The 26,374-nt window shown below is 38.1% G+C and carries 15 protein-coding genes; 13 read left to right on the forward strand and 2 right to left on the reverse strand.

Going from position 1 to position 26,374, the window contains the following annotated elements; translation table 11 throughout:
• Positions 1-174 precede the first annotated feature (174 nt).
• The 9 genes from IPP64_02780 (at position 175) to IPP64_02820 (ending at position 19,360) form a co-directional block, all read left to right on the forward strand.
• Complete coding sequence (locus IPP64_02780; protein MBL0328352.1) at positions 175-747, forward strand: sigma-70 family RNA polymerase sigma factor; 573 nt, start codon at positions 175-177, stop codon at positions 745-747.
• 8 nt (positions 748-755) lie between these two features.
• Complete coding sequence (locus IPP64_02785; protein MBL0328353.1) at positions 756-1,829, forward strand: hypothetical protein; 1,074 nt, start codon at positions 756-758, stop codon at positions 1,827-1,829.
• Positions 1,830-1,984: 155 nt separating this feature from the next.
• Complete coding sequence (locus IPP64_02790) at positions 1,985-2,857, forward strand: DMT family transporter (GenBank protein MBL0328354.1); 873 nt, start codon at positions 1,985-1,987, stop codon at positions 2,855-2,857.
• 147 nt (positions 2,858-3,004) lie between these two features.
• The gene (gene rplU / locus IPP64_02795) at positions 3,005-3,490 is read left to right on the forward strand and encodes a 50S ribosomal protein L21 (protein ID MBL0328355.1); all 486 of its coding nucleotides are present in this window, start codon (positions 3,005-3,007) and stop codon (positions 3,488-3,490) included.
• Between the two features lie 74 nt (positions 3,491-3,564).
• Complete coding sequence (gene rpmA, locus IPP64_02800; protein MBL0328356.1) at positions 3,565-3,831, forward strand: 50S ribosomal protein L27; 267 nt, start codon at positions 3,565-3,567, stop codon at positions 3,829-3,831.
• A gap of 106 nt (positions 3,832-3,937) precedes the next feature.
• Positions 3,938-5,209, forward strand: coding sequence for a serine--tRNA ligase (serS, locus tag IPP64_02805; GenBank protein MBL0328357.1), 1,272 nt, complete (start codon positions 3,938-3,940; stop codon positions 5,207-5,209).
• A gap of 274 nt (positions 5,210-5,483) precedes the next feature.
• Positions 5,484-10,706 carry a hypothetical protein gene (locus IPP64_02810; GenBank protein MBL0328358.1) on the forward strand — a complete coding sequence of 1,741 codons (5,223 nt, stop codon included), beginning with the start codon at positions 5,484-5,486 and terminating at the stop codon, positions 10,704-10,706.
• Entirely contained in the window at positions 10,703-17,389 is a 6,687-nt protein-coding gene (locus IPP64_02815; GenBank protein MBL0328359.1) for a gliding motility-associated C-terminal domain-containing protein, read from the forward strand. The genes IPP64_02810 and IPP64_02815 overlap by 4 nt, the downstream gene beginning before the upstream one ends.
• Positions 17,390-17,608: 219 nt before the next feature.
• Entirely contained in the window at positions 17,609-19,360 is a 1,752-nt protein-coding gene (locus IPP64_02820) for an SBBP repeat-containing protein (protein MBL0328360.1), read from the forward strand.
• A gap of 43 nt (positions 19,361-19,403) precedes the next feature.
• On the opposite strand, the gene IPP64_02825 is transcribed toward IPP64_02820, so the two are convergent.
• Together IPP64_02825 and IPP64_02830 are read right to left on the reverse strand one after the other, a co-directional pair.
• Positions 19,404-19,625: a DUF1653 domain-containing protein gene (locus tag IPP64_02825; protein MBL0328361.1), complete on the reverse strand. Its 222-nt coding sequence runs from the start codon at positions 19,623-19,625 to the stop codon at positions 19,404-19,406.
• A gap of 136 nt (positions 19,626-19,761) precedes the next feature.
• Positions 19,762-20,400 carry an MBL fold metallo-hydrolase gene (locus IPP64_02830; GenBank protein ID MBL0328362.1) on the reverse strand — a complete coding sequence of 213 codons (639 nt, stop codon included), beginning with the start codon at positions 20,398-20,400 and terminating at the stop codon, positions 19,762-19,764.
• A 158-nt stretch (positions 20,401-20,558) separates the two neighbouring features.
• On the opposite strand from IPP64_02830, the gene IPP64_02835 reads away from it, so the two are divergent.
• The 4 genes from IPP64_02835 to IPP64_02850 are packed head-to-tail and all read left to right on the forward strand — an operon-like array spanning position 20,559 to position 26,098.
• Positions 20,559-23,885, forward strand: a complete 3,327-nt coding sequence (locus tag IPP64_02835; protein ID MBL0328363.1) for a hypothetical protein — start codon at positions 20,559-20,561, stop codon at positions 23,883-23,885.
• Between the two features lie 32 nt (positions 23,886-23,917).
• Entirely contained in the window at positions 23,918-24,280 is a 363-nt protein-coding gene (locus IPP64_02840; protein ID MBL0328364.1) for a sulfite exporter TauE/SafE family protein, read from the forward strand.
• A gap of 4 nt (positions 24,281-24,284) precedes the next feature.
• Positions 24,285-25,433, forward strand: a complete 1,149-nt coding sequence (locus IPP64_02845; protein MBL0328365.1) for an amidohydrolase — start codon at positions 24,285-24,287, stop codon at positions 25,431-25,433.
• Positions 25,433-26,098, forward strand: a complete 666-nt coding sequence (locus IPP64_02850) for a hypothetical protein (protein ID MBL0328366.1) — start codon at positions 25,433-25,435, stop codon at positions 26,096-26,098. Before IPP64_02845 ends, IPP64_02850 begins: the two co-directional genes overlap by 1 nt.
• Positions 26,099-26,374: the final 276 nt, after the last annotated feature.

A 26,374-nucleotide genomic window follows, 5' to 3' on the forward strand; every position in this document is an offset into this window, starting at 1 on the left:
CGATTCAGATTTGTACCCTTCTGCCATTTAATCAGAAAATCTGCCGTTTGCTCATTGCCACAAACTATTCCTAAAAAATGCAGTTTAATCTTATGGAATCGGATACTTCAATACGTCTAATTTTCAACCGGTCATTTATCGGTGCGATTCCGGAACTTTTAAAAACATCGGATTATGAGTTACGCTACTTCACATCAAAGCCATTTAACCGATAATGAATTGGTAAAACACTACAAAATGAGTAGTGATAAAATTTATGTTGGAGAATTATACAAACGCTATACACATTTGGTACTGGGAATGTGCATCAACTATTTTAAAGATAAAGATGTTGCAAAAGATGTGGTATTGCAGATTTTCGAAAAACTGTTTGAAGAATTAAAAAAGCGTGAAGTAGAAAATTTCAAAGCATGGCTAACATTCGTTGTTCGTAATCATTGTATTTCCGAATTGCGAAAAATGCAAACACAACTAAATCGAGATGTTGAATATCAATATCAGGTTAAAGTAAATGCAATTGAAGAAGATGAAGAGTTGGAAGCGGAGGAGGAACAAAAGCTGGAAGCATTGGAAAAAGCTTTGGAAAGTTTAAACCCTTTTCAAAAGAAATGCATTGAATTGTTTTATTTGAAAAATATGACGTATACACAAATTGTTGAAATGACTGGTTATTCAGTGAATGAAGTGAAAAGTTATATTCAAAACGGTAAGCGAAATTTAAAAATGATTATTACAAATACAAAATAACCATCCCCATGAACACAACTACTATGCACAACCATTGTTTATCATACGAGCAGCTTCAGTCGTATTCACTTAACACAAGTGAAAAAGCGGAACGCGCCCAATTGTATCAGCACATTTCAACATGCGAATTGTGCGCTTGTGCGGTTAACGGATTTACTGCTATTCCTTTTAGTTCAGATGAGGTTGACGCCATCCACCACCAGCTTGATCTAAAAGTAAATGCTACGCACGCAAATCCGTTAACCTTTGTGCAAGCTTTTGTTGCTTGTATTTCGGTGTTATCTATTTTTGGGTTTTATCATTTTGTAAATTCGTTTGAACCTGAAAAACAAAAAGCAATTTTGCCAGAAAATAATCAGCAATTTGTTCAGCCGGTGATTGAGAAAACGTTTTCAGTTGAGAAATTTGAATCAACACCTCAACTAAAACTAAGCGCTCAGGCTGTTGTTGAAAAAATCAATATAGTTGAAAAGGTGAGTATTCCTGTAGAACCGATAAAAAGCATTACCCCGGATTTAACTCCCGTTTCAATTAATATTCCTGAAGTGCTTGTTGAGCCAACTTATAATTCGGATATTATTTATATCTACGATTTGAAAGTGACAAGTTACAATGCGTTATATTTTAATCATCAAACGAATCCTTTTGAAATAAAAGGGCATACACCACCGTATAAAGAAAATAAAGAGAGCGAAAATAATTTCGCGCAAAAAGAAACTGAAGAAATTATTGCAGCAGATAAGATTTTAAAATCTGGCTTGTGGTATTTTAATAAAGGGAAATATACGAATGCTGCAGCTGAATTTCAGTTGTTATTAGAAGCAAATCCGAAAGATGTAAATTCACTTTTTTACAGCGCTGTTTGCTATTATAATATTGGAAAATATGATCGTACGATAAAAAATTTGGAAGCCGTTTTGAGTCTAGAAAACAATACATTTCATCCGGAAGCAAAATGGAATCTTGCATTGGCCAATTTAAAAGTTGGTGAAAAAGTTAATGCAAAACGATTACTAACCGAAATTGCAAATGAAAAAGGGTTCTATTCGAAACGAGCAGGAGAGAAGCTGAAGGGATTATAGTCTCCGCAAATAACAACACTTCGACTCCGCTCAGTGTGACAACTCAAATGTCAGGCTGTGCGGAGTCGAAGACTTTTTTAATATTGGACTCATGCCATCTTGATTCTAATCCTATCTTTGTCGCCACTAAAATCGTGGTCGTGAACACAAAAGTTATCAATTGGATTATTTTAATTGTATTGGCGCTTACATGGGGAAGCTCTTTCATTCTTATGAAGCGTGGGATGGATGTATACTCCAGTGAGGAAGTTGCGGCATTGCGAATATTCATTGCGTTTGTTTTTTTAACCCCATTAATTTATCGACATGTTAAAAAGCCTTTGCTAAAACATTGGAAAGGTTTTTTAGGAATGGGTGTGCTTGGAAATTTTATTCCAGCGTTTTTATTTACAAAAGCAGAAACTGGAATTTCTAGTTCGTTAACCGGGATGCTTAATTCATTGACTCCTCTATTCACATTGTTGCTGGGCGTTATGTTATTTAAATCAAAAACAAAATGGATCAATGTTGTTGGTATATTAATAGGTTTTGTAGGAGCAATTGGATTGTTGCTGGTAGGAAAATCTGAAGACATGAATAACAATATGTTGTTTGGTTTTTATGTTGTCTTGGCGACCATTTGTTATGCACTAAGTGTAAATATTATTAAAAAAGATTTGAATGAAGTGAATTCGGTGACGGCAACCGTATGGGCGATAATGTTTATTGGTCCATTAGCAGGAATCTACCTCTTTGGTTTTACGGATTTTACCACTAAACTTGCCTCTAACCCGTTGGCATATAATAGTTTAGGTTATGTAGTGATTTTAGCCGTATTTGGAACAGCCTTGTCTGTTATGGTATTCAATGTTCTGATTCGGAATACCAATGCACTGTTTGCCTCCTCCGTTACCTATTTAATCCCGATTGTGGCATTGATGTGGGGTATTTTGGACGGAGAAGATGTTCAAGTTCTTCATTTTGTGTGGATTGTGATTATTTTGCTGGGTGTTTATTTGGTGAACAAAAAGCCTAGAATTGAAGCTTAACAGCAGAAAAATTGCTTATTGAAGATGGAATTGCCTGTTTTTAAGCACTTTTTTTCCAAAAATCTTTGCCACATTCAAATAAATTCTTAATTTCGTGCCCCCAAGAAAAAAATGTCTTGGAATTATAAACAAATAAAACCCTAAAAAATGTACGCAATTGTAGAAATAGCCGGGCAACAATTTAAAGTGGAACGTGGAAACAAAGTATACGTTCACCGCCTAGATGCTAACGAAGGGGCTAAAGTTGAATTCGACAAAGTATTGTTGGTTGACAATGGCGGAAAAGTTCAAATCGGAACTCCTTCAATTGATGGTGCAAAAGTAGCTGCAACAGTACTTTCCCATCTGAAAGGTGACAAAGTCATCGTATTTAAAAAGAAACGCAGAAAAGGTTACCAAAAATCAAATGGTCACCGTCAGCAATTAACTCAAATCCTTGTTCAAGGAATTTTAGGTAAAGGCGAAACGTTGAAAGATGAGATTAAGGTTGAGAAAAAAGCACCTAAAGCAGAAGCTCCTGTAGCAGAAGTGAAAGCTAAAAAGGCAGCTCCTAAAAAAGCGGCAGCAAAAAAAGAAGCAGCTCCAGCAAAAAAAGCAGCTCCTAAAAAAGCAGCAAAAAAGGCAGCAAAATAATAGACAATTAGAAAAAGTTAGCTGGCCTCAAAACCTTTTAACTTTTAAGTTTTAACTTATAATTTTATAATAAAATGGCACATAAAAAAGGTGCGGGTAGTTCTAAGAACGGTCGTGAGTCACACAGCAAACGCCTTGGCGTTAAGATTTTTGGTGGTCAATTAGCTATCGCTGGTAACATTATTGTTCGCCAAAGAGGTACTAAGCATAACCCGGGTGAAAACGTGGGTATTGGTAAAGACCATACTTTATTTGCATTGGTTGATGGAACAGTACAATTTAAAAAGAAACGCGATGAAAGATCGTTTGTTTCGGTTGTTCCATTCTCTACTGAAGCATAAGAAGGAAATATATTTCATAAAAATCTCCTGGGCTTCATTCGAAGTTTAGGAGATTTTTTTATGTAATGATACCAATAACCAACAACTATTAACCAACAACGAATTTATGTTACAACTTAATTATATCCGCGAAAATAAAGACGAAGCAATTGCTCGTTTAGCAATCAAAAATTTTGATGCAAAAGCCATTCTGGAAAATGTTTTGGAAATGGATGTGAAACGCAAAAAAATTCAAAATGAATTGGATGCTATTTTAAATGAAGCAAACGTACTTGCTAAACAAGTTGGTGATTTATACAAACAAGGAAAAAAAGCGGAAGGCGATGATTTAAAAAGTAAGAGTGCTCAGCTAAAAGAAAATTCTAAAAAATTAGAAGAACAATTAGCACTCATCGAAAAAGAACAACACGATTTATTGGTGCAAGTTCCAAATGCACCTAGTACAAAAGTTCCAAAAGGAAAAACACCTGAGGATAACGAAAACGTATATCAGGAAGGGGAAATTCCGAAATTGTATGATGGCGCAAAACCACACTGGGAACTGACTACAAAATATGATTTGATTGATTTTGAATTGGGTGTTAAATTAACGGGTGCCGGATTCCCTGTTTATAAAGGGAAAGGAGCGCGTTTACAACGTGCACTAATCAATTTCTTTCTTGATCGAGCAACTGCTGCTGGATATTTAGAGGTGCAACCGCCTATTTTAGTGAACGCTGCTTCGGGGTATGCAACCGGACAACTTCCGGATAAAGAAGGACAAATGTATCATGCTGGAATTGATGATTTATATTTAATTCCAACCGCTGAAGTACCTATCACAAATATTTACCGTGATGTGATTTTAAAAGCGGAACAATTGCCAATTAAAAATTGTGGTTATACTCCTTGTTTCCGAAGAGAAGCTGGTAGTTATGGAGCACACGTGCGCGGATTAAATCGTTTGCACCAATTTGATAAAGTAGAAATTGTACAAATTGCACATCCCGATAAGTCCTATGAAACATTAGAAGATATGCGAAATTATGTTGCCGGATTATTGCGTGAATTAGAATTGCCGTTCAGAATATTAAAATTGTGTGGAGGTGATATGAGTTTTGCTTCTGCATTAACCTACGATTTCGAAACATACTCTACAGCGCAGCAAAAATGGCTGGAGGTAAGTTCTGTTTCCAATTTCGAAACCTTCCAAAGTAACCGCTTGAAATTACGTTTCAAAGATGGAGATGCAAAACCTGTATTGGCTCATACATTAAATGGAAGTGCATTGGCATTACCAAGAATTGTTGCAACCATGTTAGAAAATAATCAAACGGCTGAAGGAATTAGAATTCCGAAAGTGTTAGTTCCATATTGCGGTTTTGATATGATCAAATAGAGGAATATGATGATAGATTTTAAAAGCTCTGATAGAAATATCAGAGCTTTTTTTATGAAAAAATGAATAACCTAAAATAGAATCATTTTAATTTAAATAGTTGATTATGAGTGTTTTGTGTTGAGTTGCTCGTTTGCTGGAGATAACTTGTTAACAAAAGTTAAAATCTATGCAACCTTCTTTGTTAAAATAGTGTCGTATTATATCAAATATCAGATATATTTGATATAACTAGATTCGAAAAAGGAAACTTTTTACTTACCCCAGCTCTCAAATGATTAAAAAATTACTCCTTCGTTCTGCCTTTTTTGTGGCACTTTTATTACAAACACTTTTATTGAATGCCCAGTCCGTAATGGTCGGTCCTGATTCCTACATCAAAGGAACGAGTGTTGAACTCGGAATTTCGGGCATCGGTGGATTCGAAGGGGCTCCAACTACTACATCGCCTCCTCCTTTGGGTTATCACTTTCGTTCAGGGGGAAATCCTTATTTTGGATTCGTATCTAATCCGCAAGTAAATGCTTGGGCTACTTTTGATGGTGACTTTTTTACACCAGGGAGTCCTGAAAATGGATGGGGGATTGAGCTTCCTTCAGGGATTAATTATGGAAACAATTGTTCTTTTTTGCAACAAATCAATGGATCGATAACAAGTTCTACAAATACTTTTACATGTTACTCTTCTACTTGGGATGGAGATTTGACGTCTGGAACAAACTTGCATTTTAAAATCAATTATCTTTTAAAGCAAAATGATCTTTTTTATACCACAACAGTATCCATTACCAATAATACAGGAGCGACAATCCCTACTTTGTATTATTACAGAAACTTTGACCCTGATAACAATGAGCCTATTAGTTTTGACTTTACTACAACAAATACCATTGTTGCTCAGCCATTCAGTGGTTTATGTAACACTGCTCACGTAAAAGCTACTTCTGTTGTTCCTGCAGCTCAACCGATGTCATATGTAGGTTTGGCTGCAACAGGGGCTAATTGGAGAGCATCGTATGGTGGTTTTTCCAATAGAGATGCTTCTGATTTGTGGAATGGTGTGGGTTTTACGCAAACCGTTGGTTCTAGTATGTTTGCAGATATTGCAATTGCTTTAGCTTACCGAATTACAAACTTAGCTCCGGGAGCAACCGAAACATTTAAATTTGTTGTTATTCTTGATGACTTAGCAGCAACAAATGCGGTTGCCAATACTACTTATTTGACCTATCCGGGTTCTGCAACTGCTCCGCCTGCTGCTTGTACTCCTTATACTGATACTGCTAGAATTTGTCAAGGTGTACCTGCTACTATTGGTGTTGCAGGTCCAAACATTGCAAGTTACAACTGGTCTTGGGCTCCAACAGCTGGTTTGACACCTACAACCGGTGCAACCGTTTCTGCTAGTCCGGCTACTACAACTACTTATACCGTTACCGGAACACCGGTTAATGCATGTTTTGCGCCTTTGTCTTTTCCACTTGTCGTGCTTGTACAACCGAGTCCGGTTGTTAATCCCGAACCTAACCTAACTTATTGTTCTGGAACAGCCGTCCCCGCGAATACTTTTGCGAGTACTCCTGTAGGAGCAACGTATACTTGGACGAACTCCAATACGGCTATTGGTCTTGTCGCCAGTGGTACCGGTGGTTTGCCAACGTTTACTGCAACCAATGCAACCAGTTCGCCCATCACATCTACAATAACAGTAACACCTACTATAGCCGGGAATCCTTGTCCGGGAACCCCATTGACATTCACCATTACCGTGAATCCAAACCCTATTGTTAACCCAATTACAAATATTACTGTTTGTTCCGGAGCAACAATTCCAGCATCAGCTTTTGCTACTACTCCGGCTGGGGGAACATTCTCTTGGACGAACTCCAATACAGCAATTGGTCTTGCTGCCGGTGGAACAGGAAACGTTCCGGCATTTGTTGGTACAAATATTACAGCAACTCCAATTACCGGAACCATTACTGTGACTCCAACAATTGGAGTATGTACTGGCCCTCCGTTAACATATACAATTACAATTAATCCGAACCCAACTTCAACGTATACACAATCCGCTAATCAATGTTTAACCGGAAACACGTTTAACTTTACAAGCACCGGATCGAGTGGAGCAGGGTATAGTCAAACCTGGAATTTTGGTGGGGCAGTTGTAAATACTTCCACATTGGTGAGTCCTACAGGCATCACGTATACGCTACCGGGAACCTATACAATTACACATGTTGTAACTGCAACAGGTGGTTGTACTTCTACTACTACCTCAACCGTAACAGTGTATTCAAATCCAACAGCATTAGGTGTTACAGCGGTTAATGCTACCTGTGGATTGAGTAATGGTGTTATTAATATTGGTTTAGCAACTGGCGGAACTGGTCCTTATACATATTCCGTAAATGGTAGTCCGTTTACCACAACAATTGCTTATCCGGGATTTGCAGCAGGAACATATCCTGTAGTTGTTCGAGATGTGAATGGTTGTACATTTACGACAACGATTACAATTGGAAATTCTCCTGGCCCAACTGCTTTGGGCGTTACAACACTTAACTCCACTTGTGGTTTAAGCAATGGTATTATTAATATTGGTACAACTACCGGGGGAACCGCTCCTTATACATACTCTGTAAACGGAAGTGCTTTTACTGGCGCAACAAGTTATGCAAGTTTTGCAGCAGGAACGTATACCGTAATTGTTCGAGACGTAAATGGTTGTACCTATAGTACTACAGCTACCATTGTTAATACTCCAGGTCCTACAGCATTAGCTGTTTCTACTGTTAACGCAACTTGTGGAAATACGAATGGAACAATTAATATTGGTATCGTAACCGGTGGATCGATTCCATATACTTATTCTGTAAATGGCAGTGCGTTTACAACAACAACAAGTTATACAGGATTTGGAGTGGGAACATATACTGTTATTGTAAGAGATGCGAATGGTTGTACGTTTACAACATCTGCAACAATTGCAAACACAGCCGGACCAACAGCATTTGCAACAACAGTAGTAAATGCTAGTTGTGGTGCAAGCAATGGTTCAATCATTATGGGTGCTGTAACTGGCGGTACACCAGTATATACGTATTCAGTAAATGGTGGTCCTTTTTCAGGTACTACAACCGTAACTGGTTTTGCAGCGGGAACATACACTGTTGTTGTTAGAGATGTAAATGGTTGTACGTTTACAACTTCTGCAACGATTACCAATTTAGCAGGACCAACAGCATTGGTTGTTTCTTCAACCAATGCAAGTTGTGGATTGTCAACTGGTACAGCAACATTAGGTGCTGTTACTGGTGGAGCGGCTCCTTATACGTATTCATTTAATGGAAGTGCATTTACTTCAACTACATCTTATACAGCTTTGGCTTCGGGTGTTTATTCGGTGGTGGTTAGAGATATTAATGGATGTACATTTACTACATCCGTAACGGTTGGTAACAACGCAGGACCAAGTGCTGTAGCGGTAACCACTGTAAACTCTACTTGTGGTGCCTCAAACGGAACGCTCACAATTGGTGCTGTGACCGGTGGAACAGCTGCATATACCTATTCGGTGAATGCGAGTGCGTTTACTCCAACAACTTCTTACACAGGTTTAATTGCAGGTACTTATACTGTTGTGGTTCGAGATGCAAATGGATGTACATTCAGTACAACCGCAAACGTAATCAACTCACCTGGACCTACAGCTGTTGCTCTTACTACCGTTAACTCTACTTGTGGTAATAACAATGGTGTTATCAATATTGGTGCAGTAACGGGTGGTACTCCTGTATTTACTTATTCTGTTAACGGAAATCCTTTTGCCGCAACAACAAGTCATACCGGTTATGGTGCAGGAACATATACCGTTATTGTAAGAGATGCAAACGGTTGTACTTTCTCTACAACAGTTACAGTTGTTAATTCTCCTGGACCAACAGCGTTGGCTGTAACAACTACTAACTCAACATGTGCAGGTAGTAACGGTATTGTAAACATTGGTGCTGTTACCGGTGGAACAGCTACGTATGTTTATTCTTTCAATGGTAGTGCTTTCACTCCAACAACAAACTATACAGGAGTAGCTCCAGGTACTTATACAGTAGTTGTGAGAGATGCAAATGGATGTACATTCTCTACTCTTGCATCTGTAGGACTTACAACTGGACCCGTTGGACTAGTTGCAACAACAATTAATTCAACTTGTGGGAATGCAAATGGTACTGTAAATATTGGTGCAGTTACTGGTGGCGTTGCTCCATATACATACGCATTCAACGGTGGGGGATTCTCACCTACTACAAGTTATCCAGGAGTAGCTGCTGGAACTTACAATGTCGTTGTTCAAGATGCCAACGGTTGTTCATTCACAATTACAGCAACAGTTAGTAACACGCCTGGACCAGTAGCTCTTGGAGTAACGAGCACAAATACTGCTTGTGGTGCAAGCACAGGGACAATTACGGTGGGTGCTACTACAGGTGGTACAGCTCCATATACATACTCTGTGAATGGTAGTCCATTTACAGCAACAACTACTTATACTGGTTTTGCTGCAAATACATATACGGTAATCGTTCGTGATGCTAACGGATGTCAGTTCACAACAACTGTTGTTGTTGCAAACTCTTCTGGACCAACAGCTCTTGTTGTAACTACAACAAACGCTACGTGTGCATCAAGTAACGGTACGCTTACTATCGGTGCTACAACCGGTGGTTTAGCTCCATATTCTTATTCTGTGAATGCAAGTGCTTTCACAAGTACAACCAGCTACACTGGATTGGCTGCAGGAACATACACTGTAATTGTAAGAGATGCTAATGGATGTCAGTTTACAACAACAGCTACTGTAAGTAACGTTGCTGGTCCAACTGCAATGGTTGTGACAAGTGCAAATGCAACTTGTGGAAATAGCAATGGTACGATTACATTGGGTGCTGTATCTGGCGGAACAACTCCTTATACCTACTCTGTAAATGGAAGTCCATTCACAGCAACAACTGCATATACAGGATTTGGTCCCGGAACTTACACTTGTGTTGTTAGAGATGCAAACGGTTGTACTTATTCTACAAGTGTTATCATTACTAATATTGCTGGACCAACAGCAATTGCTACAACAATTACAAATACAACATGTTCAGCAAGTAATGGCTCTGTTGTGTTGGGTGCTGTAACAGGTGGTACTTCTGCATACACCTATTCATTTAACGGAAGTGCGTTTACTGCAACGACCAGCTATACCGGTTTAGCTGCAGGTACTTATGCATTAGTAGTTAGAGATGCAAATGGATGTACATTTAGTACAACAGTTACATTGACCAATTCTCCTGGCCCAACTGCCTTGGCGGTGACTTCAACAAATCCTACTTGCGGAACCAGCAATGGTACTGTTACTTTAGGTGCTACTACAGGTGGTACTCCAGTTACTTATACTCTTTTGGAGGAGGTGGATTCTCATCTACTTCTTCATTTACAAGTTTGACTCCAGGTACTTATGCCGTAGTAGTTCAGGATGCAAATGGTTGTACTTTCAGCACGAATGCTGTTCTTACAAACGTTGCTGGTCCTACAGCATTGGCAACTACAACTACGAATGCTTCTTGTGGATCAAGCACTGGATCTGTTACAATCGGTGCGACAACCGGAGGTACAGCTCCTTATACTTATTCATTTAATGGAAGTGCATTCACAACAACTACATCTTATACAGGATTACCTGCTAACTTATATACAGTAGTAGTTCAGGATGCTAATGGATGTTCGTTCACTACATCTGCAACAATCAGTAATGCAAGCGGACCAACTGCTTTGGCAGCTACCTTTACGGATGCAACTTGCGGTAATAATAATGGTACTGTAACCATAGGTGCTACAACCGGTGGGGTATTGCCGTTGTCTTATTCATTTAACGGAAGTGCATTCACAACAACAACTAATTATACAGGTCTTGCTCCTGGAACCTACACGCTTATTGTGAGAGATGCTGGTGGTTGTACGTTCACAACAACCGTTACGATTTCTAATATTGGCGGTCCAACTTCAGTTCTTGTTTCTTCTACGAATACTACTTGTGGTGGAGCTAACGGAACAATCACCGTTGGTGCAGTTACTGGTGGAACTCTACCGTATACGTATTCTGTGAATGCAAGTGCATTTTCTGGGACTACCAACTACACATCTTTAGTTGCTGGAACCTATACAGTAATTGTTAGAGATGCGAATGGTTGTACATTCTCTACAACTGCTACCTTAACAAATACAGGTGGTCCTACCGCAATTGCTACAACTGCAACAAATGCTACCTGTGGCGTGAATAATGGTTCAGTTGCATTGGGCGCTGTAACTGGTGGTATTCCAGCATACACGTATTCATTTGGTGGAAGTGCTTTTACTGCTACAACTAGTTATACAAGTCTTGCATCTGGTTCATACACAATTGTTGTAAGCGATGCTAACGGTTGTACCTTTTCAACTGTTGCAAGCATTACAAACATAACTGGTCCAACAGCACAAGCAACATCTACAAATCCTTCTTCTTGCGGATTAAGTAATGGTGCGGTGAATATTGGTGTAACAACTGGTGGAACGCCTCCATATACTTATTCATTTAATGGTGGTGGTTTTACAGCTACAACAAGTTATACAGGATTAGCAGCAGGATCATATCCTGTGATTGTTCAGGATGCCAATGGTTGCCAGTTTACTGTTAACCCTGCTGTTCTGAATGTTGCTGGTCCAACTGCATTGGCAACAACACAAGTGAATACAACTTGCGGAGGTGCGAATGGTACTATTACAATTGGTACTGTAACAGGTGGTACTGGACCATACACTTACTCAGTGAATGGAAGTTCATTAGCGGCAACAACATCTTATACAGGTTTGGTTGCAAATACTTATAACGTAACTGTTCAAGATGCAAATGGTTGTCAGTTTACGACTACTGTTACCATTACAGACTTAAGTGGATTAGTAGCTTCTATTACAGCTCAAACAAATGTTAGCTGTAATGGTGGAACAAACGGAAGTGTTGCAGTTACTGCTTCTGGTTCATTAGCACCATATAGTTATTCATTCAATGGTGGACCATTTGGTGCAACAGGAACGTTCACAGGCTTATCTCAAGGTACCTATGCTATTATTGCTAGAGATGCAAATGGTTGTACCATTACTGTTCCTGTAACGATCACCCAACCAGCTGTTTTATCAGGGGTGTTGGTGAGTCAAACAAATGTGCTTTGTTTTGCAGGTGCTACAGGTGGTGCAACAGTTGCTGCTGCTGGTGGAACAGCTCCTTATACCTATTCTCTTGATTTAGGTCCTTTTGTTGGTAGTCCAATATTTACTGGATTGACTGCGGGTACACATACTGTTACTGTTCGAGATGCAAACAATTGTACAAGCACAGTTTCGATAATTATTACACAACCTGCTGCTCTTGCTTTAACTCCGGCTTCCGTTGCCGCGACATGTACAGCGTCTAATGGTTCTGCTTCGGTTGCTGTAGCTGGTGGTACTCCTGCATATTCTTATTCATGGTCACCAGGTGCTGGTTCTGCAACGTCCACTTATAGTGGTGTATCAGCAGGAAATTATACTGTACTGGTAACAGATTTAAATGGTTGTACACAAAGTGTTGTTGTAAACGTTGGTTCTAATCCAGGTGGAGTTGCTACTATTTCATCCAGTACAAATGTAACTTGTGCTGCTGCAAATGATGGAACAGCAACTGTTTCAATGGGTGCTGGTGCAACACCTCCATATACCTATTCTTGGTCACCAGGATCTCAAACAACAGTAACTGCTGTTTCTTTATCACCGGGCAGTTATACGGTTACAGTGTCAGATGGTAACGGATGTATTTCAACAGCCGCTGTTGTAATTACTGAACCAACTGTTTTATCTCAAACATTTACAACTACGAATGTTTCTTGTTTCGGTGGTTCTGATGGAATTGCAACAATTAATCCTGCAGGTGGAACACCGGGGTATACCTATCTATGGACTCCCGGAAGTTACACCACACAAACAATCACTGGTGTACCGGCAGGAACTTATACTTGTCTTTTCACAGATGCAAATGGATGTGCGAAATCTGCTTCTGTTACAATTACAGAACCAACCGGTATGACATTAACTTCTACACAAGTAGATGCAACATGTAATTTAGCGAATGGTAGCGCAACTGTATCGGTAACTGGTGGATCCGGTCCGTACACTTATTTATGGAGTGATCCTGCTGCACAAACAACAACAACCGCTACCAATTTATCTTCTAATACCTATGTGGTAACAGTAACGGATGCAAATGGATGTGCTCAGAATCTTTCTGTAACAATTGGTAATTTACTTGGACCTGTTGCTACTGTATTTGCATCAAACAACGTTTCCTGTTTTGGAAACAATGATGGTAGTGCAACTGTAACAGTGAGTGGAGGTGTTATTCCATTTACATTCTTATGGAGTAACGGACAAACATTACCAACAGCTACCAATTTAGTTGCCGGTACCTATACATTAACAGCTACAGATGTGAACGGATGTATAGCGTCTACTTCTGTAACGATTACTGAACCTACCTTCATGAGCACAAATATGACAGGAACAAATCCTTCATGTTTTGGTGCTTGTAATGGTACAATGACAGGAACACCTACCGGTGGAACTGCTCCATATACATATTCATGGAGTCCGGGTGGAATAACAACTCCTTTCGTTTTAGGAGCTTGTGCCGGAACATATACTTTACAAGTAACAGATGCAAACGGATGTATGGTGTTTACACCTTATACTTTAATTGATCCGGTTGCATTTAGTGTGACTGCCAGCTCAACAAATGTGAGCTGTAGCGGATTGTGTAACGGAACGGCAACAGCAACTGCTGTTACAGGAACAGGTCCGTTTACCTACGCTTGGAGTGATATTAGTGCACAAACAACACAAACAGCAACAGGATTGTGTGCTGGAACATATACCGTTACTGTAACAGATGCAGGCGGTTGTACGACTACTGCTACGACTACTGTTACAAGTCCGGCTTCTATGACAATGACAGTAACATCAGTTGGAAACAACTCTTGCTTCAATGCTTGTGATGGATTTGCTTCTGTTGCGATTGTGGGAGGTTCTACACCATACGCATACAACTGGATGCCGGGTGGAATAGCAGGTGCTTCTGTAAATAACCTTTGTGCAGGAACCTATACGGTTACTGCTACAGATGCAAATGGTTGTACTGTTGGAACATCGGTAACGATTACAGAACCAAATGCATTGGTAGCATCAATAACCAGCACCAATGTTACTTGCTTCGGAGCTTGTGATGGTTCGGCAACAGCTGTTTATACAGGTGGAACAGGTCCTTATGCATTCCAATGGAATCCTTCGTTTGCGACAACACCTTCTATTATTAACGTTTGTGCAGGTGTTCAAAATTTAACGGTAACAGATGCAAATGGTTGTACCGCATATGCAATAGCAACCATTACAGAACCAACATTACTTGCTGTTTCAACAACAGCTACAAATTCAAATTGTGGTGTTGCAAATGGTTCTGCATGTGCTACTATTACAGGTGGTGTTCCTCCTTTCAATTATTTGTGGAACGACCCTGCTGCTCAAACAACAAGTTGTGCAAGTAGCATCAGTGCCGGAGTTTATTCTATTTCAATTACAGATGCTCAAGGTTGTATGGTAACCGGTGTTGCAAACGTAAATGATAATGCAGCTCCTGTTGTTACAATACCAACAAGCTCCAATGTTTTATGTAACGGAGCGGCAAACGGAAGTGCTCAGGCAGTGGTTACCGGTGGTATCATCCCTTATGATATCTTATGGCTTCCAACAGGTCAAACAACAGCTTTCATCAACAGTTTATCTGGTGGTATTTATTCCGTTACCGTTACAGATTCTGTTGGTTGTATCGGAACAGCTTCTGTAACAATTAATGAACCTGGAACATTGGTTTCCGGAATCCTTACTTCTTCGAATGTGAGCTGTTACTTAACTTGTAACGGAACATCAACTGTTGGAACAGGTGGTGGAACAGCTCCTTATACGTATTTATGGAATGACTTTGCAACGCAAACAACAGCTACTGCAACAGGATTGTGTGCACAAGGATACACAGTTACGGTTACGGATGCAAATGGTTGTACGAGTACAAGCAGCACTATGATTACTGGTCCAACTGCTCTTACAAATACATTGGTTAGTTCAACAAATGTAAGCTGTAATGGTGGTAATAATGGAGCAATCACAATTGCTGCAGGCGGAGGAACTCCGGGATATACGTATTCTTGGACTCCAAACGTTGGTTCAGGCCCATCTGTAACAGGATTAGTAGCTGGTGGATATACAGTTACAGTTACCGATCAAAATGGATGCTCAACTCCATTATCGATTACTATTTCTGAGCCGGGTGCAATCACACTTTCTACAATTACCAATTCAAGTACTTGTGGAAATGCGAACGGATTTGTATCGGTTTCTCCTTCTGGTGGAACTCCGGGATTCACTTACTTGTGGGATGATCCATTGAATCAAACAACAGCAATTGCTACAGCTTTGCCGGCTGGTATTTATAATGTTGTTGTAACGGATTTAAATGGTTGTACTGCAACAACAGCGGTTGTATTGTCTGATATTTTCGGACCAACAATTGGTAGTATTTCTTATTCTGAACCTTCTTGTAATGGAGCTTCTAATGGAACCGCAACGGTTGTTCCTGCAGGTGGAACACCTTTATATTCTTATCTGTGGACAGGTATTGGTGCTCAAACAACACCAACAGCAAGTGCTTTAACAGCAGGTTTCTATTCGGTAACCGTAACAGATAATAATGGTTGTACCGTTACAGGTTCTATTATTGTTCCTGAGCCTACTCCTTTAAACATTATTGTGAGTCCAACGGATACAATTTGTATTGGAGAAAGTGCAATGATTTACGGTGCTGGTTATGGTGGAACTCCAACATATACTTACACTTGGTTACCTTCAACCGTTTCTGGTGCAGGACCAAATACCGTGAGTCCTACTGTAACATCTTATTATGATGTTTTTGCAACAGACTTTAACGGATGTATTTCTCCTGTTCAAACCATCACCTTGTTTGTAAATCCACCAATTGTAGTTACTGCAACAGATGTATCTGTTTGTGCTGGAAGCTCGGTAGGTATTTCTGCAACAGCTGTTGGTGGTAATGGCGGACCATACTCTTTCGCTTGGATTCCTCCAACTGGATTGAGTGATGACTCAATTGCGAATCCTATTGCAACGCCACTTGTAACAACGAACTACATTGTTTATGTGGATGACGGATGTACACTTCCTTCATACAGTGCTTTTGATACAGCAACCGTTACTGTGAATCCATTGGCGAACATATCCATGTTTGTTACAGATACAGCAGGTTGTGCAGAATTCACAACTACATTTAATGGTATGAGTGATATCGGAACGAACTACTCTTGGAATTTTGGAGATGGTAGTCCGGATCAATCGGGCGAGCCTGTAACGCATACATATCCTACTGCCGGTACTTTTGATGTTACTTTAACGGTTACTACGGCATTGGGTTGTACGTCAAGTATTACTAGTACTAGTTATATCGATGTGTATCCTGCTCCAACAGCAGCGTTCTCAACATCTCCTGCTGAAATCACGCAAACAACTCCTGAAGTAACGGTAACAGATTTGTCTACCGGAGCTGTAGCATGGGCTTGGGATTTTGATAGTCCGAATGGAATTTACACGGATACACTTCAAAACACTGCTTATTCCTACAGTGATACCGGAAGCTACATTATTGAGTTAGTAGTAACCAATAGCTATGGTTGTACCGATACCGCTTACAATACGATTTATGTAATTCCGGAATATGCGATTTATGTACCGAATGCATTTACTCCAAACAACAACGATGGATTGAATCAAACATTTATTCCAAAAGGTGTCGGACTTGATCCTGACAACTTTGAAATGCAAATTTTCGATCGTTGGGGAAATATGATTTTCAAAACAACCGATATCAATAAAGGTTGGGATGGAAAAGCAAACGGTGGAGAAAAAATTGCTCAAATGGATACCTATGTATGGAAAATAAATACGAAAGATGGTAAAGGTAACGACCGTCAATATATCGGACATGTGACCATTGTGAAATAATTAAATAAGAAAAACTACTATGAAAATGCCCGAGTACAACACTCGGGCATTTTTTATTTAATGTTATTTATCATGCTTAATTCTACTTTTGTTTAAACAAAACCGAGCTGTTTTTTCTATTTTCATACGCTTAGACATGTATATAATTGGGCAATTATGATTTGACATGGAAATGCTTAATGTCTAACTTTATAGGGTATTAGTAATTATACTCCATCAATGAAAAAAATAATATTATTTGTGAATTATGTTGTGTGCTTAAATTTTACATATGCACAAGAACCAAATTTTGAATGGGCGAAAGGTGTGGGAGGGGCAGATTTTGATTCAGGAAGATCTATAATAACAGATTCAGTTGGAAATGTATATACAACAGGCAACTTTCAAGGAACAATTGATTTTGATCCAGGTGTAGGTGTATTTACTTTAACATCCACGTCCACCTCCAGCTTTTCTTCTACAGGAGATGTATTTATTTTGAAATTAAACGCTTTTGGAGATTTTCTTTGGGCAAAACAATTGGTAGGAACAGGTAATATCAATGCACAATCCATTACTATTGATATAAATGGTAATATATTTATTACAGGTAATTTTAATGGAACAGTCGATTTTGATCCTGGAATAGGTATATATAATTTATGGGCAGACTCTACAAGTGCAAACGATGTGTTCATTTTAAAATTGGATGTTTTTGGTAATTTTATTTGGGGAAAACAAATGGTTGCGACTTATGGGTCAAGCGGGATAGGCACCTCTATTAGAACCGATTTTTCAGGAAATGTTTATACGATCGGTGATTTTTCTGGAACAGTCGATTTTGACCCTGGTGCAGGAGTGTTTGATTTAACCACTGTGAGTTTTTATAATAATATATTTATTTCGAAAGTAGATAGTTTTGGAAATTTTCTTTGGGCAAAACAACTGACTGGGACTGTTGGGACTTTTGAAAATGGAACTTGCATTACTATAGATTCTATAGGAAATCTTTACGCAGTAGGTTGCTTTTCTGGAACAGTTGATTTTGATACAGATGCAGGCTCATTTGATTTAAGTTCTGTTGGATCTCAAAACAACATGTTCATTTTAAAACTAAATACTTCGGGCAATTTTATTTGGGTAAAAACAATGCAAGGGTCTGGATCTCCATATTCTGTTGGGTGGTCAATTGCATCTGATGCAATGGGAAATATATATTCTACTGGGCAATTTGGAGGAACAATAGATTTTGATCCTGGGGCAGGAGTTGTAAATTTAACATCTGTGAGTAGTGGAGACGCGTTCATATTAAAATTAGATTCTACGGGAAATTTTGTATGGGTAAAAAACATTGGCGGAGCGGGATTTGCATATTATGTTTATGGATATTCAATTGCTTTAGATTTAATGAGTAATGTATACACAACAGGTTATTTTCATGGAACTGTAGATTTTAATCCAGGTTCAGGAACCGATAGTTTAACTGCAGAAAGTGACGATCTGTTCATATCAAAATTAGATGCTTCTGGAAATTTTGTATGGGCAGTAAATATGGGTGGCGCTTCTGGATTTACTCGTGGGTACTCTATTGCTATAGACTTATCAGACAATGTATTTACAACAGGATATTTTTATGGGATGGCAGACTTTGATTCAGGTACAGGAATAGTTTATTTAACCTCAGCTGGAAACACTGATTTTTTTGTTCAAAAATTAAGTCAACCCCCAACAGGAATAAACGAAGCAACAAATTCAAACGATATCTCAATCTACCCAAATCCAAACAATGGAACATTTAATATTTCTTTTGCATCACAAATAAAGAATGCAAGTATAGAAGTGTATAATAGTTTGGGTTCTTTGGTTTACAAAGAGGAAATTGCAAATCAAGAAAATTCAATTGAATTATCAAACCAAGCCAATGGTTTATATTTTGTGAAAGTGATGAGTGAGAATGAAATTGTTGGGATTAGAAAAGTTGTGAAGGAATAGGTGAGATTGCTTCGCTTCTCTCGCAATGACGCTCAGAAATAGATTAGTCTTCGCCCAAAAATTCAAACCTGGGCATTTTTTTTCCTTCTATTTCCACTTCTTCAATAAACATTTTCAAAGGTCGCACCCATAAATTTTCTCCTTCTTTCTGATACAACGCTTTGTAAACGACTAATTCTTCTAGCGTTTCGCTATGACGGGCAAGTCCAATCACTTCGTATTCCTTGCCTTTGTAATGTTTGTATTTTCCGAGTTTGAGTTTCATTTGAGTTTTTCGATTGACATTTTTACACACCCCTAACCCCTCTTTAGAGGGGAATAAATCCTGCATAAATCATACATACAGAAAAAATAAAATAATCCGTTTTAATCTCCTATATCAGCGTCATCTGCGTTCCATTTTACGTAAGAAATGGATTATGCTTTTTCTCAAAACCAATTGTTGTAACTGGTCCATGACCACTATACACTTTAAAATCATCGCCCAAAGGAAATAATTTTGTTTTAATATTTGTAATCAATGTTTCATGACTTCCTCCCGGAAGGTCTGTTCTTCCAATGCTTCCATAAAATAATACATCACCTGCAATCATAAATTTTTCATCACGATTGTAAAAGGTGATGCTACCGGGTGAATGTCCGGGTGTAAATAAAATCTCTAATTGGGACTTACCGAATTTGATAATATCTCCTTCTTCCAAAAATACCGAAGGCTGAGGTGAAGGGTCACAATTCATTCCATACAGATCACACGTCATCTGAAAAGCATCCAAAATTCGTTGGTCATTTTTGTTCATTTCCAGCTTTAAATTGTAGGTTTCGGCTACAAATCGGTTTCCGAAAATATGGTCTAAATGACAATGTGTATTGAGCAATTTTACCGGATTTAACTGATTATCAGCTATAAATTTAGCCAAAAGGGCTCTTTCTGAATCGTCATAACAACCCGGGTCAATGATAATACAGTCCTTGGTTTCGTCCCAAAGAAGGTACATGTTTTCCTGAATTGGATTAAATGTAAATGAATGTATGGAAATCATAATATTAGGGTTAAAAATACGTTGTACAATGGGCATTATGCCACAACAAATTAACTAATAATATTGTTGTTTTGGCATAATAAAATTAGCAAAATTAGGCCTTATCCCTTGTTATTGCTTTCATTATTTAGTATTTTAGCATTCTAATCAGATTTTACGTGAGCAAGATTTTTACCCCTTCATATAAAAAAGGTTGTGCCTACCTACTTTTGCTATTCGCTATTTTTTCGAATACAAATGCCCTTGCACAATTTTATAGTGGTTCTCAAACCGATTTTGGAAAAAATCGTGTGAAATACGATAGTTATTTCTGGACCTATTATTCCTATCCCAAATACGATGTTTATTTTTATGAGCAAGGTCGTGAATTAGCAAATTATGTTTCTGTTTCTGCTAAAACACAATTGGAAAAAGTAGAAAAGTTATTCGATTATTCGTTTGAAGATAAGGTGCAGTTTATTGTTTATAACAAACAATCAGACTATAAACAAAGCAATATTGGGCTTTCAACAGAAGAGGATTACAATACCGGTGGTGTAACGCGTGTAGTTGGCTCTAAAGTGATTTTATACTATGAAGGTGACCATGCAAAATTAGATGCGCAAATTCGTACAGGTTTAGCAGAGGTATTAATCAACGAAATGATGTATGGCGGAAATGTGCGTGAGATGGTGAAGAACAGTACGCTCTTAAATCTTCCTGAATGGTATATAAAAGGATTGGTAGATTATGTTGCTTGTGATTGGAATTCAGACATTGATAGTCGCGTGAAAGATGGAATTACTAGCGGTAAATACAAAAACATCAATCGCTTGGAAGGGAATGATGCTCGATATGCCGGTCATGCACTTTGGAAACACATTGCGGATAATTATGGCGAAGCGGTGATCTCTAATATTTTGTACATGACAAAAGTGAGTAGGAATATCGATAACTCTTCTCTTTTTGTATTGGGGATTTCTGTTAAGAACCTTTGGAGTGAATGTTTTGATTCCTATAAAGGAAAATACATCGAGCGCGATTCTACAGCAACGATGCCGAAACAGATGCCGTTGACGGTTAAAAAACCAAAAGCAGATCGTGTATATGGTCAACTGAAGGTGAGTCCGGATGGAAATTATGTTTTATATACCACAAATGAAATGGGGCAATATAAAATCTGGTTGTATGATGTTCAAAAAAATAAAGCAAAACGGATTTTAAAATCCGGACAAAAAATTGACCGTCCGAGTGATTGTTCCTTCCCTTTGGTTGCATGGCACCCGAGTAGTAAAATATTTTCTTACATCATCGAACGGAAAAGTTACTTGGTGCTCACCACCTACGAATTGGAAACAAAAGATAGGAACGAGCGCAACATTACCGGATTCGAAAAAATATTAGATTATTCCTACAACACTGAAGGAAAGCGATTTGTGATGTCAGCCGTGCAAAAAGGGCAAACGGATATTTTTATTTTTACTGCAGCTTCCAGTGCTTACGATCAAATTACGAATGATATCTACGATGATTTGACACCTCGTTTTGTTCATAATTCAAAAGAGATTGTGTTCTCTTCTAATCGTCCGTTAGATACTTTGTTTCATGACCCAAAGCGCAAAGCAGAACCGGCCATGCCTTTTAAGGATTTGTTTGTTTTTGATAATGTTACAAAATCAAGAGTTCTAAAACGTGTAACCAATACGCCACATATCGATGAATCATATCCTACAGATTACGATAGTACACATATTTCTTACCTAAGTGATTTGAATGGAGTGCGCAATCGTTACATTGCACATTTTGATAGTGTAATTGCGTATGTGGATACTTCTGCGCATTATCGAACAGTAGTTTCTTCTTATCCGATTTCAAATTATAAACGGAATATCATAGAACAGGATATAAATGTAAAAGCAAATAAATTTGCTGAAATCATTTACGAAAATGGTAAATACAGATTGTTTGTTGCTCCGTTGATTCCATCTGGCGAAATACCAAAATTGAAATTAAAAAACACCTCTTATCGCGATTATAAAGACCGAATTGAGCGCAAAGAAGAAGTTGAAGCGCAAGCAAAAGATAAAAACATCAAAGAGACACCTACTGCCGAAAATGTAAAAATTGTAATCAGTATCAGCGAGCCTGTGAAAAAGGATTCGAGTGAAGTCGACATCAATAATTACACCTTTGAAAATGAGCAACCTAAAGTTGGAAGACCAGGTGAAACAACATCAACAGCGAATGTAGACACTTCTACAAAAGCAATCGCAAACCCAAATGCGGATTTTGTTTTGTCGAAGCAGCGAAATTATAACATCAATTATTCTGTTGATTATGTTGTTTCACAAATTGACAATTCATTTTTAAATGCTTCTTACCAAAAGTTTTCAGGTGGTGGCAGTCCGATATACTTGAACCCCGGATTAAATGCGTTTTTTAAAGTAGGAGTAAGTGATTTGTTTGAAGATTATAGAATTGTTGGTGGCGTTCGTTTTTCAGGCGATTTAAATAGCAATGAATTTTTCTTGAGTCGTGAAAATCGAATTAAAAATATTGATAAACAAGTTGTGTTGCACCGTCAATCTATTTTAGATATTGTTGACAATGCTTCAATAGTAAAAGTGTATACGCATGAAATAAAATATATCTTAAAATATCCTTTCAACGAAGTAACAAGTTTGAGAGGAACTCTAAATTATCGTAACGATAGGATTGTCTATACATCCACAGATATGGCAAACCTGAAACGTGACAATGCATATGAAAACTGGGGGATGGCAAAATTGGAATGGGTGTTTGATAATTCCATCAAAAAAGGCTTGAATTTATACAATGGTGTGCGTGCAAAAATATTCGGTGAATATTACCGCCAGGTTGATAAGGCAAAAACCGATTTCTTTGTAGTTGGTTTTGATGGACGTTGGTATAAAAAAATTCATCGCGATTTGATTTGGGCAAATCGTTTGGCTGCCAGCACTTCGTTTGGAAATAAAAAGTTGATTTATTATATGGGTGGAGTTGATAATTGGTTCAGTCCAAAGTTTGATAACACCACCAATATTGCAAGGGATCAAAATTATACTTACCAAACGCTTGCTACTAATATGCGTGGATTCTACCAGAATGTGCGTAATGGAAATAGTTTTGCGGTTATCAACAGCGAATTACGTTTTCCAATTTTCAAATATTTTTTCAAGCGCCCAATTCGTTCCGACTTTATTCAGAACTTCCAAATTATTGGATTTGGCGATTTGGGTACTGCCTGGACAGGTGATTCGCCTTATTCCGAAAATAATTCTTTAAATACTACAGTTGTCGGTAGTTCAATCACTCCGTTGATTATTACCCTAAAAACACAACACAATCCGTTGGTTGGAGGTTATGGTTGGGGTGTAAGAAGCAGAGTGTTTGGTTATTTCATTCGCATCGACAGAGCTTGGGGTGTGCAAGATGGAATCATTCTTAAACCACTTTGGTATTTGTCTCTCAGTTTAGATTTCTAATTTTCAAAATCTTGAAAAACGCTCAATTAAATATGACTACAATAGTTATTTTGCTCTGCCTTGGCTTAGTTGCGGGTATGCTGAGCGGTATGGTGGGTATCGGAGGAGGAATAGTAATTGTTCCTGCATTGGTATATTTTCTTGGATATTCACAACATCAGGCACAAGGAACGGTCTTGTTTATGTTTTTGTTGCCCATTGGAATTTTAGGTGTGTTTAATTATTATCAAGCCGGACACATCGAATGGAAAACAGCTTTCGTGATGGCAAGCACATTTGTAATTGGTAGTTATTTCGGTTCTAAAATTTCTATTGCAATTGATCAAACAACATTGAAAAAAGTATTTGGAGTAATCATCTTGTTACTTTCTTTAAAAATGATTTTTGGTAAATAGCGTTATTGTTGTGAAAGAAAAGATAAAATCCCTTGCCAAATCATCCTTATCAGAGGTAATTTCTATACGAAGACATTTACATGCTCATCCTGAATTGTCGTTTGAGGAATACAATACATCCAATTATATTGCCTCCAAACTAAAAGAATACAACATTCCCTATAAACAAGGAATCGTAAAAACGGGTATTGTTGCTTTGATAGAAGGAAAGAATCCCACAAAAAAGATTGTTGCTTTGCGTGGTGATATGGATGCACTTCCAATAGTTGAAAAAAACACCTGCGAGTATACATCTAAAAATGAAGGCGTGATGCATGCTTGTGGACATGATGTGCACAGTGCTTCGTTGTTAGGTGTTGCAAAAATATTGAATGAGTTAAAAGGTGAATTTGAAGGGACGGTTAAATTGATTTTTCAGCCCGGAGAAGAAAAATTACCCGGTGGTGCTTCACTAATGATTAAAGAAGGTGTTTTGGACAATCCAAAGCCTCACAATATGTTTGCCCAGCACGTTTTTCCGAGCATGGAAGTTGGAAAAGTGGGATTCCGCTCTGGAATGTACATGGCGAGTACAGATGAATTGTATCTCACTGTAAAAGGCAAAGGTGGACATGCTGCAATGTCAAACGAATACAATAATCCCTTGTTGATTGCTTCGGCAATCTTGCTTGAGCTTAATAAAGCATTTATGGTTGTTCCTCCTGCGTATTCTTTATTAGAAGGAGATAATGTTCATCCACCGACTGTTTTGGCATTTGGTAAAATAATTGGGAATGGTGCCACCAATGTGATTCCGGATGAAGTGAAAATTGAAGGAACATTCAGAACCATGGATGAAAAGTGGAGAAAGTTAGCGCATATCAAAATGAAAACGATTGCCGAAGAGGTTGCAAAAAGCATGAACGGTATCTGTGAGTTTACCGTTGAGCACGGATATCCTTTTTTAGTAAATGATGCTGTAACGACAAAAAAAGCAATAGCAGCAGCGGAAGATTATTTAGGGCCCTCCTGTTTTTATCGCTTAGGTACAGGAAATAAAGCAAAAGGAATCACCAGTGGTGTTCATACTGCTACCTTTGATATTGATGAGCAAGCGTTGGAGGTAGGTGTGGGATTGATGGCGTGGTTGACTTTAAATGAGTTGAAAAATTGATGAAAAAAATCAACTCACTTGTTTTGTTTATATTCTTGATTGCTATTCTGGTTTCTTCCTGCAATACTTCTCTTAATATTATAAAAAGAAAATACCGTCCTGGTTATTCAGTTAATATCTCAATTGATAAGCACCAAAAACAAGCGATTAATAACGAGGAAAGATTCGTAGAACCACAATTGGATTCTTTGGTTGAGAATAATAATTACGATGGACTAGTTGTGAGCACATCAAACACAGAAAGTATAATTTGTGATTACAAATCTCCTAGCTTTATAATTGTTTGCGATACTCCTCCTAAGAATAAAATGGATGATCCTAATTGGTCTTTATATAAAGAAAAAAAACCAAACCCTAACCCCAACGGAAGTTCAAAGTGGAAACAAATAGAACCATTTAATCTTGCAGCATTTTTAACATTATTAGTAGGGGTTATTGTATCCGCATTAATTCCAACAATAGCAGGCGGTCTCTTTTTTTTGATTCTTTTAATCGTGATAATATTGAGCATTATTTCACTGGCTAGAATTAAGAAAAACCCTAATAAGTATTCAAAATTCAGTAAGGTGTTTGATTGGGTTTTTGTTTCGATTGGACTCCTTTTGGCCACTTTTCTATTGTTAGCATTGTTGATAATAGGTGCCTCTGCTGGTGGCTTGATATAATTTTTTATTATGCTTCGGTTTTAAAGCAACCTCAGAAAACCAGTTTCATTTAGTCTATTTTCTTATTTTTAATAAAAAATTGTACCCATGAAAAAGAATATTGTTTCAATTCTTCTTGCCTCTAATTTAATTGTTTTTGGAGCATTTTTATGTTCTTATAAATTTGAATCAAAGGTCGCAGAGCCACCAACAATTTATATTGTTGAGTATTCGAAAGGAAGTTCGTGGGACACTAAAAAGGAGTTTGACGATCAAAAATATAGCAAGCACCATTCT

It is taken from the genome of Bacteroidota bacterium (assembly GCA_016722565.1).
In the GTDB taxonomy this organism is placed as follows: domain Bacteria; phylum Bacteroidota; class Bacteroidia; order 2-12-FULL-35-15; family 2-12-FULL-35-15; genus 2-12-FULL-35-15.

Bases quoted from the DNA above. Each gene is read 5' to 3' on its own strand.
- IPP64_02780 (MBL0328352.1), top strand. From the start codon at position 175: ATGAGTTACGCTACTTCACATCAAAGCCATTTAACCGATAATGAATTG.
- IPP64_02785 (MBL0328353.1), top strand. From the start codon at position 756: ATGAACACAACTACTATGCACAACCATTGTTTATCATACGAGCAGCTT.
- rplU (MBL0328355.1), top strand. From the start codon at position 3,005: ATGTACGCAATTGTAGAAATAGCCGGGCAACAATTTAAAGTGGAACGT.
- rpmA (MBL0328356.1), top strand. From the start codon at position 3,565: ATGGCACATAAAAAAGGTGCGGGTAGTTCTAAGAACGGTCGTGAGTCA.
- serS (MBL0328357.1), top strand. From the start codon at position 3,938: ATGTTACAACTTAATTATATCCGCGAAAATAAAGACGAAGCAATTGCT.
- IPP64_02810 (MBL0328358.1), top strand. From the start codon at position 5,484: ATGATTAAAAAATTACTCCTTCGTTCTGCCTTTTTTGTGGCACTTTTA.
- IPP64_02820 (MBL0328360.1), top strand. From the start codon at position 17,609: ATGAAAAAAATAATATTATTTGTGAATTATGTTGTGTGCTTAAATTTT.
- IPP64_02825 (MBL0328361.1), bottom strand. From the start codon at position 19,625: ATGAAACTCAAACTCGGAAAATACAAACATTACAAAGGCAAGGAATAC.
- IPP64_02830 (MBL0328362.1), bottom strand. From the start codon at position 20,400: ATGATTTCCATACATTCATTTACATTTAATCCAATTCAGGAAAACATG.
- IPP64_02840 (MBL0328364.1), top strand. From the start codon at position 23,918: ATGACTACAATAGTTATTTTGCTCTGCCTTGGCTTAGTTGCGGGTATG.
- IPP64_02850 (MBL0328366.1), top strand. From the start codon at position 25,433: ATGAAAAAAATCAACTCACTTGTTTTGTTTATATTCTTGATTGCTATT.